Below are 12,744 nucleotides of genomic sequence, written 5' to 3'. Positions count from 1 at the left end.
TCGTTTTCTCAGTATTTCCATTGCAGAGAGAAACCCAGCGTAAGAGGATCGGTGTGAAAGCCCTGTGGCTTTTTAAGTGGTGTGCCGGAAAAAAGGTCAAGGTAAGTTTGCCGGTATTTACCCCGTACACCGACAACGCTGCCGATAACCGTTTTTCCTGTGTAATATTGTTGACTGTAATGCCCATAAATCTGACCTGCATCCACACCGAGATAAGGTTGCACGGCTTTGCCGGGGACAATCCAGCTAATATCGTTGCGCCAGAACCATCCTTTATTATCCTGCAGCGAATTTTCGCCATCGAAGCCGCGCACCGTCCAGCGGTTTGCCAGCGAAAAACGGTTAAGCGAAGAGAGGTTATCGGGCGAATACTGCAGGCTAAAATGGGGTGAATAGTTCAGCCAGTTACCGTAAAAAGGAAAGTTTAGTGAGCCTTCCAGGTCAAGGGTGACAATCCTGCCCTGGTTATCAATAAGCTTATATTCCTGCTCAACAGTCTGATGACTACCAAACCATGGCATCTTCTTTTGATAACTCAGGCTGGTCGCAAGGCTGGCATTATCGTAACTGAGCTGATGTTGCAATACGGCTTTCCATCCCGCATTTTTTTTATGCATGCTGGCGAGATTGAAATCATTGAGCGCATAGCGTGATTCGGTATTAAATATTTGCAGGCCAGCGGTGGTGGTCTGATGCTCGGTGCGTGAGATCAGGCGATTAAGTTGCGCGCTGTAGTAGCTGTTTTTATTATTCAGCCGCCAGTTGGCCCAGTTACCGGTCATGTATTGCTGATACTGACTCTGACTGGCGTACAGATCGAGCCACCAGTAACCCCATGGCAGGGAATAGCCTATTGATTTATTACTGTTCCCTTTTACCGTATGCCTCGGCGCAATGTCCTGGCCATAGGAGACATATAATGTGTCGCTTAAAGACGTCAAATTATTTAAATAAAGTGCCCCTCCAGCCTGGTAACGGCCGGTTGCAACCGAACCCGCATCATTGATCCATGCTCCCACCTGCCAGTATTTATCCTGCTCGCGCTGGATATAAATATCACTTTCACCTTTATTGCTGCCCGGTAATAAATTAATCTTTACCCTCGAGCCCGGAACTCGCTGCAGGTTAAAACTACCTTGTTCGAGATCGCTAAGTTCGAGAATGTCGCCCGCTTTCAGCGGCAGGGTGTTTCTGAGATTGATATAATCGCCACTTGCTTTATTAACCACGATATTGCCAATTTTACCGGCATTGATTTCAAAGGTTAATGCATGATCTGACAGATTCTGATTAGGTAAATCAACCCGCGTAGTGATATATCCCAGCCTGATGATTTCGTTTTGCAATGTTTTTGCCAGCAGACTTATGCCCGCAGTACCCAGACATTTACCTTCTGCCTGCGAGGTGAAATATTTTAATTTTTCAAGGTTAAGTTTTTCGTTATCCGGACTTAAATAAACCTTCTCGATTGTGTAGCAGTTCGATTCATCTGGAAAAGCGATCTCTTTATGCTTAATACGTTTTTGTTCAGACGCACTTTTTCCCGGTTTAGGGATTAATTGCTCTTTGCGTATTTGATCCTGCAAAAATGCATGCGTTTCGCTATTCTTTTCTGCCACAGGCAGCGCTGCACTCGCCCGGTCAGAAAAGGAAAAGATCGCCAGAGAAAACAGGTTAATAATTAATAAGAATGTCTTTTGTTTTTTTGTTATACATTTGACTGCCATCATGCTTCCTGCAAATAATTGCTTTTGCAGAAATTTTACGGAGTCAGCTAATCGGGAACAATAGTAATTCCTCCATTAACGCCTTGAATAGACTCTCATACGGGAATGAAATTCCCCTGCTAAAAATAGAATGGATATTAATAATTATCTTAATAAATTATTCTGGCAGAGATAAAAATCACCGCAGAGGAGGAAGGATAAAGAGGCATTAGCGCACAGAAAGGTCAGATGAGCAGCAGCTGTGTGGCGTCTGCTCATCTGAAACATAGCAATGTTAAGCGAAACAGGCCTGACGGATTAATATTCCCAGGTATCAGGATCGATACCCATGTCACGCATGATTTTTTTCGCTTCTTCCGGAATCTCATCGCTGCGCTCTTTACGCAGATCGACATCATCTGGCAGTGGCTGGCCGGTAAAAGCATGCAAAAACGCTTCACACAGTAGCTCACTGTTGGTGGCGTGACGCAGGTTGTTGACCTGACGACGGGTCCGCTCATCCGTTAAAATCTTCAGCACACTCAATGGGATAGAAACCGTAATCTTCTTGACCTGCTCGCTCTTCTTACCGTGCTCGGCGTACGGGCTGATATATTCGCCGTTCCATTCAGCCATGGGATACCTTAATTAATAAACGTTAAAAGTGAGGAAATCAGCGAATTATGCCTGATTTTTCCCTGCCTGACCCCTGATATGGCGGGTTTTCTTCGCTCACAGCGTCTGAATTGTCGGCTGAGCGCCAGGCGATGACGCATAATTTTAGCGGTTATTGCGTTTCTGCTCAATCTATACGCAAAGACATTTAGATGTCCAGATGTATTGACGTCTAATTAGAGGGTGATATCCTGTGCCTCAACATTTCACACTTCAGGAACAATAAGCCCTATGACGCGCAAACAGGCAACCATCGCAGTCCGCAGCGGTTTGAATGATGACGAGCAATATGGCTGCGTTGTCCCACCGATTCACCTTTCCAGCACCTATAACTTCCTGGATTTCAATGAGCCACGCGCACATGACTATTCACGTCGCGGCAATCCGACCCGTGATGTAGTGCAGCGGACGCTGGCCGAACTGGAAGGCGGGGCGGGTGCGGTATTAACCAATACCGGGATGTCGGCGATTCACCTGGTGACAACGGTGTTTCTGAAGCCTGGCGATCTGCTGGTGGCACCACACGACTGCTATGGCGGCAGCTACCGGCTGTTTGACAGCCTGAGCAAGCGCGGCGCTTATCGGGTGAAGTTTGTCGATCAGGGTGACCCGAATGCACTGCAGGCGGCGCTGGATGAAAAGCCGAAGCTGGTGCTGATTGAAAGCCCCAGCAATCCCCTGTTGCGCGTGGTCGACATCAGCGCTATTTGCGCGGATGCCCGCGCTGCCGGCGCCCTGAGCGTGGTGGATAACACCTTTATGAGTCCGGCGTTACAGAATCCGCTGGCGCTGGGCGCGGATTTGGTCATTCACTCCTGCACCAAATACCTCAACGGTCATTCCGATGTGGTGGCGGGCACGGTCATCGCTAAAGATCCTCAGCTGGCGACCGACCTGGCGTGGTGGGCCAACAATATTGGCGTCACCGGTTCGGCATTTGACAGCTATCTGCTGCTGCGCGGTATCCGGACTTTAGCGCCACGCATGGCTGCCGCGCAGCGCAATGCATTAGCCATTGTTGATTATCTGAAGCAACAGAAACTGGTGAAAAAGTTGTATCATCCTTCGCTGCCGGAAAACGCCGGACACGAGTATGCCGCGCGCCAGCAGCGCGGCTTTGGCGCGATGCTGAGCTTCGAGGTCGACGGTGATGAGGCTTTGCTGCGCCGCTTCCTGAAAGCGCTGCGGCTATTTACGCTGGCGGAATCACTGGGCGGGGTGGAGAGTCTGATTTCCCACACCGCGACCATGACGCATGCGGGAATGTCGGCAGAAGCGCGGGCCGCCGCCGGCATCTCCGACACGCTGCTGCGTGTTTCTGTCGGCATCGAAGATCACGAAGATTTAATTGCCGATCTGGATAATGCATTCCGGATCGCAGCCGAGGATTAAGCATGACGATTTCAGCAGGCGCGGGAACGCCGGATATCAGGCAGTTGCATAAATTTGGCGGCAGTAGCCTGGCGGATGCGCGCTGCTACCAGCGTGTAGCCAGCATTATGGCGGACTACAGCCAGCCGGGCGACATGATGGTGGTGTCAGCGGCAGGCTCGACCACCAACCAGCTGATTAGCTGGCTTAAGCTCAGCCAGAGCGATCGGCTGTCTGCGCACCAGGTGCAACAGGCTTTACGGCGTTATCAAAGCGAGCTGATTAGCGCGCTGCTGCCTGCTGAGATCGCTGAACCGTTAGTCTCAGCATTCATCCGCGATCTGGAAAAACTGGCCGCCCTGCTGGATGGCACGCTAACCGACGCGGTGTATGCCGAAGTGGTCGGGCACGGTGAAATCTGGTCGGCCCGTCTGATGGCGGCGGTGCTGAGCCAGCGTGATATGCAGGCCTGCTGGCTGGACGCGCGCGATTTTCTGCGTGCTGAACGGGCGGCACAACCCCAGGTGGATGAAGGCAAGTCGTGGCCGCTACTGCAAACTCTGCTGGCACAGCATCCGCACCAGCGCATCGTAGTGACCGGCTTCATCAGCCGTAACGACGCCGGTGAAACGGTGCTGCTTGGACGTAACGGTTCCGACTATTCGGCGACGCAGATTGGCGCGCTGGCTGGCGTCGGTCGCGTCACCATCTGGAGCGATGTGGCCGGCGTTTACAGTGCCGATCCCCGTAAGGTTTCCGATGCCTGCCTGCTGCCGCTGTTAAGGCTGGATGAAGCCAGTGAACTGGCGCGCCTGGCCGCGCCGGTGCTGCATACCCGTACGCTGCAGCCGGTCTCGGGCAGCGACATTGATCTGCAACTGCGCTGCAGCTACCAGCCGGAGCAGGGATCAACCCGTATTGAGCGCGTACTGGCTTCCGGTACCGGCGCCCGTATCGTCACCAGTCACGATGACGTTTGCCTGATAGAGATTCAGCTGCCGGAACAGCACGATTTCAGCCTGCAGCATAAAGAGATCGATCTGCTGCTGAAACGCGCCCAGCTGCGTCCGCTGGCGGTGGGCGTGCATCCCGATCGGCAGCTGCTGCAGCTCTGCTATACCTCTGAAGTGGTCAACAGCGCCTTTTCGCTGCTGCAGGATGCCGGTCTGCCGGGCCATCTGCAGCTGCGTGACGGGCTGGCGCTGGTGGCGCTGGTGGGCGCGGGCGTCACCCGCAATCCGCTGCATACTCACCGTTTCTGGCAGCAGTTAAAAGACCAGCCGGTTGAGTTTATCTGGCAGTCAGAAGAGCACATCAGCGTGGTGGCGGTGCTGCGCGTCGGGCCGACCCGGCACCTGATTCAGGGATTACACCAGTCGCTGTTCCGGGCGGAAAAGCGCATCGGCCTGATGCTGTTTGGTAAAGGTAATATCGGTTCACGCTGGCTGGAACTGTTCGCCCGTGACCACGAAAACCTGTCGGCCCGCACCGGATTTGAATTTGTGCTGGCCGGTGTGGCGGACAGCCGCCGCAGCCTGCTGAGCTATGACGGACTGGACGCCAGCCGGGCGCTGGCCTTCTTTGATGATGAAGCGGTGGAACGTGATGAAGAGTCGCTGTTTCTGTGGATGCGGGCGCACCCGTTTGACGACTTAGTGGTACTGGACGTCACGGCCAGTACGCCGCTGGCGCAGCAGTATCTTGATTTTGCCAGCCACGGTTTCCACGTCATCAGCGCCAATAAGGTGGCGGGTGCGTCGGACAGCCAGACGTGGCGGCAAATCCGTGATGCGTTTACCAAAACCGGCCGTCACTGGTTATATAACGCCACAGTGGGTGCAGGCCTGCCGATTAACTACACGGTGCGCGATCTGCGCGACAGCGGCGACACTATCCTGGCGATCAGCGGCATCTTCTCTGGCACGCTGTCGTGGCTGTTCCTGCAGTTTGACGGCACGGTACCGTTCACCGAGCTGGTGGACCAGGCGTGGCAGCAGGGCTTAACCGAGCCCGATCCGCGGGTTGATCTCTCCGGACAGGACGTGATGCGTAAGCTGGTGATTCTGGCGCGTGAAGCGGGATATGACATCGAGCCGGATCAGGTTCGGGTTGAATCGCTGGTGCCGGATAACTGCCAGCAGGGTTCGATCGACCATTTCTTTGAAAATGGTGAAGAGCTGAATGAGCAGATGCTGCAACGGCTGGAAGCCGCGCAGGAGCTGGGCCTGCTGCTGCGCTACGTTGCCCGTTTTGATGGCAACGGCAAAGCGCGCGTCGGTGTCGAAGCCGTGCGTCCGGAGCATCCTCTCGCCGCGTTGTTGCCGTGCGATAACGTTTTTGCCATTGAAAGCCGCTGGTACCGGGATAATCCGCTGGTGATCCGCGGTCCGGGTGCGGGACGTGATGTCACCGCAGGCGCAATTCAGTCAGATATCAATCGCCTGGCGCAACTGCTGTAATCCTTTCTTCTCAGGCGCTTCGGCGCCTGCTTTCTCTCCGTCCTCGCCCATTATGAATTTCCTTCAGGTTGAATGAAAATTTATCACCGTTGTTGATCATTTTTTAGTTGACGCTGAAGAAGGATTCGGTCATTTTGAACATCTGGACGTCTAAACGTATGGATGTTTGCAGGTCGACAGTTAACCGATGTGATCGATGAGGATGCAGGATGAGTTTCTTTCATGCCAATCAGCGCGAAGCGCTAAACCAGAGCCTGGCCGAGCTGAACGGGCAAATTAACGTCTCATTTGAATTCTTTCCGCCTCGTACCAGCGAAATGGAAGCGACGCTGTGGTCCTCAATCGATCGCCTGAGCAGCCTGAAACCAAAATTCGTCTCTGTCACCTACGGCGCGAACTCTGGCGAGCGCGATCGCACCCACAGCATTATTAAAGGCATCAAAGATCGTACCGGTCTGGAAGCCGCGCCGCACCTGACCTGTGTCGATGCCACGCGGGAAGAGTTACGCACCATCGCGCAGGATTACTGGAACAACGGCATCCGTCATATCGTGGCGCTGCGCGGTGACCTGCCACCAGGCGGCGGTAAGCCAGACATGTACGGCTGCGATCTGGTCTCGCTGCTGAAAGAGGTCGGTGATTTTGATGTTTCGGTTGCGGCTTATCCGGAAGTCCATCCGGAAGCCAAAAGCGCGCAGGCCGATCTGATTAACCTGAAGCGCAAAATCGATGCAGGCGCGAACCGGGCGATCACCCAGTTCTTTTTCGACGTCGAAAGCTATTTACGCTTCCGCGATCGCTGCGTGTCGACCGGTATCGACGTAGAGATCGTGCCCGGTATTCTGCCGGTCTCGAACTTTAAACAGCTGCAACGCTTCGCCACGCTGACCAATGTACGCGTGCCGGGCTGGATGAATGCGATGTTTGCCGGGCTGGATGATGACGCCGAGACGCGCAAAATGGTTGGCGCCAACATCGCGATGGATATGGTGAAGATTCTGTCGCGTGAAGGGGTAAAAGATTTCCACTTCTACACCCTGAACCGTGCCGAAATGAGCTATGCCATCTGCCACACCCTTGGGGTGCGTCCTGCCGCCGCGGCGGCCTGATTCGTCCGCTTCAGCCAATAAAAAAGTCGGGATTATCCCGACTTTTTTATTATCACTACCCGGCGCGAGTGCCACGCCGGCACCGGCTTAACCGGTATTGCGCATGCCGGCTGCCACACCCGCAATGGTCACCATTAATGCCTGCTCAACGCGAGCATCCGGCTCATCACCGCGGGCTTCCTGAGCGCGCGAACGATGCAGCAGTTCCGCCTGCAGCACGTTAAGAGGATCGGTATAGACGTTACGCAACGCAATCGACTCAGCAATCCACGGCTGATCGGCCATCAGGTGAGAGTCGTTAGCAATGGTCAGTACTGCTTTGATGTCCGCATCCAGCTGGTCGCGCAGCTGTTTGCCCAGCGGCCAGAGTGACTTTTCGACCAGCCGCTGATCGTAATATTCCGCCAGCCACAGGTCGGCTTTCGAGAACACCATCTCCAGCATGCCAAGGCGTGTGGAGAAGAACGGCCAGTCGCGACACATCGCTTCCAGCTGATCCTGATGGCCCGCCGCCATCGCCTGTTGCAGCGCCGCACCAGCACCCAGCCAGGCAGGGAGCATCAGACGGTTTTGCGTCCAGGCGAAAATCCATGGAATCGCACGCAGCGACTCTACGCCGCCGGTCGGACGACGTTTAGCCGGACGTGAACCCAACGGCAGTTTGCCCAGCTCCTGCTCCGGCGTCGCTGAACGGAAGTAGGGTACAAAATCTTCATTTTCACGCACATAGCCACGATACATCGCACAGGAGTCGGCAGAGAGCTGATCCATGATGTCGCGCCATTCGCGTTTCGGCTCCGGTGGCGGCATCAGGTTCGCTTCAAGAATCGCGCCGGTATAGAGCGACAGGCTGGCGATGGTGACTTCCGGCAAACCATATTTGAAGCGAATCATCTCGCCCTGTTCGGTGACGCGCAGGCCGCCACGCAGGCTGCCCGGTGGCTGTGACAGCAGAGCCGCATGTGCCGGTGCGCCGCCACGGCCGATGGTGCCGCCGCGTCCGTGGAACAGGGTCAGCGAAATCCCGGCCTTTTCACAGGTTTTGATCAGCGCATCCTGCGCCTGATACTGCGCCCAGCTGGCAGCCATGACGCCGGCATCTTTCGCCGAGTCAGAATAGCCAATCATCACCATCTGTTTGCCCTGAATAAAGCCGCGATACCAGTCAATGCTCAGCAGCTGGCTCATCACGTCGTTGGCATTATTCAGGTCGTCGAGCGTTTCAAACAGCGGTGCCACCGGCATGGCATAGTTGATGCCCGCCTCTTTCAGTAGCAGATGGACCGCCAGCACGTCAGACGGCGTTTTCGCCATTGAGATCACGTAAGCGGCGATCGAGCCCTGTGGGGCTTCAGCCGCAACGCGGCAGGTTTCCAGCACTTCGCGCGTCTCATCGCTGGGTTCCCAGCTGCGCGGCAGCAGTGGACGTTTTGAATTCAGTTCGCGGATCAGGAAGGCCTGTTTGTCCGCTTCGGACCAGCTTTCATAATCGCCGAGGCCGAGATAGCGGGTCACTTCCGCAATCGCTTCGGTATGGCGGGTGCTCTCCTGGCGCAGGTCGATACGCACCAGCGGCACGCCAAAGCATTTCACGCGGCGCAGCGTATCCAGCAGCTGGCCGTTAGCGATGATGCCCATGCCGCACTGCTGCAGCGACTGATAAATGGCATACAGCGGATCCCATAGCTGATCGTTTGAGACCAGCAGATCTGCCGGACGCGGCAGACGCTCGCCTTTCAGACGACGCTCAAGGAATGCCTGCGTGGTCATCAGCTGACTGCGCAGACGTTTCAGGATCATCCGGTAAGGTTCCAGCGCGTCCGGATCGCCGCTCAGTCGGCGCACTTCTTCGCTGCACTCCGACATCGACAGCTCAGAGATCAGCACGCCGATGTCGCGCAGGAACAGATCGGCCGCTTTCCAGCGGCTCAGTTGCATCGCGTGGCGGGTAATGGCGGCCGTGACGTTAGGGTTGCCGTCACGATCGCCGCCCATCCATGAGGTGAACTGCACCGGCACGAAATCGACCGGCAGCTTAATGCCGAAGGCGTCTTCGACCTGCTCGTTCAGCTCGCGCAGAAAGGCCGGAACGCCTTCCCATAAGCTGTTTTCGACCACCGCAAAGCCCCATTTGGCTTCATCAATCGGGGTCGGACGATATTTGCGGATTTCATCGGTGTGCCAGGCCTGCGCCACCAGCTGGCGCAGACGGCGCATAATCTGGTTACGTTCGTAGTCGGAAATGTCACTGTGATCGAGTTGCTTGAGGCAACTGTTGACCTCCACCAGCTTGTGAATCAGCGTGCGGCGGGTGATTTCGGTCGGGTGCGCAGTCAGCACCAGCTCCAGCGACAGCGACTCAATCGCCTCGCGGATTGCGGCTTCGCTGATATTTTTCTGCTGTTTCAGGGTCTCGAAGGTCTTTTTCAGCAGTTCAGGATGGTTTGCGCCTTCACCGCTGTGCGAAATGGTCTGATACTGCTCAGCCACGTTGGTGAGGTTGAGAAACTGGCTAAATGCGCGGGCCACCGGCAGTAACTCGTCATTGGAGAGGTTTTGCAGCGTATTAAGCAGTTCCTTACGATGAGTGTCATTACCTGCACGGGATGACTTGGAGAGCTTACGGATGGTTTCCACCCGGTCGAGGATGTTCTCGCCCAGCGCATCCTTAATCGTATCCCCGAGCAGTTTGCCGAGCATACTGACATTACTTCGCATTGCGGAATATTGTTCGTTCATTGGACCCTGACACCCTTATCGTCTTGAAAAACTTCTACACCCGACCCTTTTCAGGCAGCAGAAAAAGCAGCAACTTTATCTTCCCGGTAATGTACGGGGAATTTGCTCAGTTGCCGCCTGTCTGCAATCTGAAAATATCTGGATAGTTACCCGGTGGGCATAACAACGTCTTTTATCTAGCCACGTAAACCTGTCCACGTCAAATGCGTTAAAGTGGGGCGAACGTGCGGCTAACTAACCGAAATTCATGGAATTTATTTGGGACGGAGCGGGATAAGTTATTCTTATTGTTAAATCCCGCAGAATGACCGGGCATTTTACTGATATCACAGTGAAATGCCCCATTTGCTGTTAATCAGTGACAAAAATGCTGCACAACCTGACTGATAAGCGCCCGCGTCGGCTTAATAAATGCGGTATCAATAAATTCGTCTGGCTGATGCGCCTGATTGATCGAGCCCGGACCCAGTACCAGCGTCGGGCAGAGCTGCTGAATAAAGGGTGCCTCGGTGCAGTAGTTCACCACTTCGGTTGGCGTACCGAGTAATTTCTCGACCACGCTGACCAGTTCATGGTTCGCCGGGCATTCGTAACCCGGAATCGGCGGATGCAGCTCTGCGACCGTCACACGGCCAGGCCAGCGCGCACTGACCGGGGCCAGCGCGTCGTTCAGCAGTCCATCCAGATCGCTGAGCGATAAGCCCGGCAACGGCCGGATATCCATATGCAGTTCACAGCAGGCGCAGATGCGGTTAGCCGCATCGCCACCGTGAATATGCCCGAAGTTCATGGTGGGATAGGGAATAGCGAAACCATCGTGGTGATAGCGCTCTTTTAGCGTATTGCGCAGTTGCATCAGATGGGTGATCGATTCATGCATCAGTTCAATGGCGTTGACGCCGCGCGCCGGATCGCTGGAGTGGCCCGACTTGCCTTCAATACGGATCACGTTCGACAGGTGCCCTTTGTGCGCGCGAACCGGCTTGAGTGAGGTCGGTTCGCCAATAATGGCGCAATCCGGACGCAGCTGGGTCGATTCAGAAAAGTATTTAGCGCCGGCCATGGTGGTCTCTTCATCAGCGGTGGCGAGGATGTAGAGTGGCTTGCTCAGCGTCGTGACATCCACATCCCGCAGCGTATCGAGAATAAAGGCGAAAAAGCCTTTCATATCTGCGGTGCCGAGGCCGTAGAGTTTGTTGTCGTGCTCGGTCAGGGTAAAGGGATCGCGGGTCCAGCGGCCATCGTCGAACGGCACGGTGTCAGTATGACCGGCTAACAGCAGCCCGCCTGCGCCGTCACCGGTCCGGGCCAGCATATTAAATTTATTGCGGGTGCCGGGCACCGGCTGAACTTCAACGCTGAAGCCGAGGTCGCGAAACCAGCCAGCCAGCAAATTGATTAAAGTTTCATTACTCTGGTCCAGTGCGGCATCGGTTGCGCTGATTGACGGTGTGGCGATCAACTGGCGGTAGAGTTCGATAAAAGGCGGTAATTTTGTCTTCACTGTTGACGGTCCTTGAGTTAGGATGTATCAATATTCATGCATTAATAGTGAATAAAAATACATTAACGTCGTCTGCATGTGAACCTTAAATCGCTGCAAACGACATTGTGGGCAACGGGGCAAGGCCGCGACCCGGAACGTGTGACTGTAAAAAGGGTTACAGCCTGATGTTGAATACGCTGATCGTGGGTGCCAGTGGTTACGCTGGCGTAGAGCTCGCCACCTTCCTGAATCGCCATCCAGATATCAACATAACCGCTTTAGCGGTTTCGGCGCAAAGTCCCGATGCGGGTAAGCGCTTGTCCGATCTGCATCCGCAGCTGAAAGGGGTGGTGGATCTGCCGCTACAGCCGTTGAGCCATGCGGCGGAATGGGCAGATAAAGTGGATGTGGTTTTTCTGGCGACGGCCCATGAAGTCAGCCACGATCTGGCTCCGGAATTTCTCAAGGCCGGTTGTGTGGTATTCGACCTGTCCGGTGCCTTCCGCGTCAATGATCCCGCGTTTTATACCCGCTTCTATGGCTTCACCCATCAGCATGGCGACTGGCTGGATAAAGCGGTCTATGGCCTGGCGGAATATCAGCATCAGCAGATTAAGCAGGCACAGCTGGTGGCCGTGCCGGGTTGTTACCCGACGGCGGCCCAGCTGGCGCTGAAACCGCTGGTGGAGGCGGGCCTGCTGAATACGGCACAGTGGCCGGTGATCAACGCCACCAGCGGCGTGAGCGGCGCAGGGCGTAAAGCCAGCGTCGGCACCAGCTTTTGCGAAGTCAGCCTGCAGCCTTACGGTCTGTTCAACCATCGTCATCACCCGGAAATCGTGGCGCATCTTGGTACGCCGGTGATTTTCACGCCGCATCTGGGCAACTTCCCGCGCGGTATTCTGGCGACGATAACCTGCCGGTTAAATCCGGGCGTGAGCCGCGAAGACGTGGCGGCAGTGTTCCAGCGCGCGTATCACGATAAGCCACTGGTCCGGCTCTACGAGCAGGGCGTTCCGGCACTGAAAGCGGTGGTGGGTCTGCCTTATTGCGACATCGGTTTTGAGGTCCAGGATGAGCACCTGATTGTGGTGGCCGCCGAAGATAACCTGCTGAAAGGCGCCGCGTCGCAGGCCGTCCAGTGTCTGAATATCCGCTTCGGCTTCCCTGAAACCACCTCACTGACCTAACGGACGAGT

The 12,744-nt window shown here is 55.2% G+C and carries 8 protein-coding genes; 4 read left to right on the top strand and 4 right to left on the bottom strand.

Annotated features, from left to right (window positions below):
* Window positions 1–8 precede the first annotated feature (8 nt).
* Both AC6I8I_RS19340 and metJ read right to left on the bottom strand, forming a co-directional pair.
* Window positions 9–1,730, bottom strand: a complete 1,722-nt coding sequence (locus tag AC6I8I_RS19340) for a ShlB/FhaC/HecB family hemolysin secretion/activation protein (RefSeq protein WP_497828202.1) — start codon at window positions 1,728–1,730, stop codon at window positions 9–11.
* Between the two features lie 294 nt (window positions 1,731–2,024).
* On the bottom strand, window positions 2,025–2,342 hold the full coding sequence (gene metJ / locus AC6I8I_RS19335; RefSeq protein ID WP_003851225.1) for a met regulon transcriptional regulator MetJ: 318 nt from the start codon (window positions 2,340–2,342) through the stop codon (window positions 2,025–2,027).
* Between the two features lie 270 nt (window positions 2,343–2,612).
* Here metJ and metB point away from each other — a divergent pair, with 270 nt between their 5' ends.
* The 3 genes from metB (at window position 2,613) to metF (ending at window position 7,320) form a co-directional block, all read left to right on the top strand.
* Window positions 2,613–3,773, top strand: coding sequence for a cystathionine gamma-synthase (gene metB / locus AC6I8I_RS19330; protein WP_312760517.1), 1,161 nt, complete (start codon window positions 2,613–2,615; stop codon window positions 3,771–3,773).
* Between the two features lie 2 nt (window positions 3,774–3,775).
* Window positions 3,776–6,211: a bifunctional aspartate kinase/homoserine dehydrogenase II gene (locus tag AC6I8I_RS19325; protein WP_312057258.1), complete on the top strand. Its 2,436-nt coding sequence runs from the start codon at window positions 3,776–3,778 to the stop codon at window positions 6,209–6,211.
* A 209-nt stretch (window positions 6,212–6,420) separates the two neighbouring features.
* A complete protein-coding gene (metF, locus tag AC6I8I_RS19320) occupies window positions 6,421–7,320 on the top strand; it encodes a methylenetetrahydrofolate reductase (RefSeq protein ID WP_312057259.1) in 900 nt (299 codons plus the stop codon).
* Window positions 7,321–7,407: 87 nt separating this feature from the next.
* Here metF and ppc read toward each other — a convergent pair whose 3' ends face one another.
* Both ppc and argE read right to left on the bottom strand, forming a co-directional pair.
* Window positions 7,408–10,059 (bottom strand): phosphoenolpyruvate carboxylase, encoded by a 2,652-nt coding sequence (gene ppc, locus AC6I8I_RS19315; RefSeq protein ID WP_312057260.1) that lies wholly within the window; start codon window positions 10,057–10,059, stop codon window positions 7,408–7,410.
* A 355-nt stretch (window positions 10,060–10,414) separates the two neighbouring features.
* On the bottom strand, window positions 10,415–11,563 hold the full coding sequence (argE, locus tag AC6I8I_RS19310) for an acetylornithine deacetylase (RefSeq protein ID WP_031377643.1): 1,149 nt from the start codon (window positions 11,561–11,563) through the stop codon (window positions 10,415–10,417).
* A gap of 167 nt (window positions 11,564–11,730) precedes the next feature.
* Here argE and argC point away from each other — a divergent pair, with 167 nt between their 5' ends.
* The gene (argC, locus tag AC6I8I_RS19305; protein ID WP_031377642.1) at window positions 11,731–12,735 is read left to right on the top strand and encodes an N-acetyl-gamma-glutamyl-phosphate reductase; all 1,005 of its coding nucleotides are present in this window, start codon (window positions 11,731–11,733) and stop codon (window positions 12,733–12,735) included.
* Window positions 12,736–12,744: the final 9 nt, after the last annotated feature.

This window comes from Pantoea sp. X-Soil-YNGN-775 (assembly GCF_059730575.1).
The sequence above is the reverse complement of the archived record's forward strand: the minus strand, read 5'-3'. Positions and strand labels throughout refer to the sequence as shown.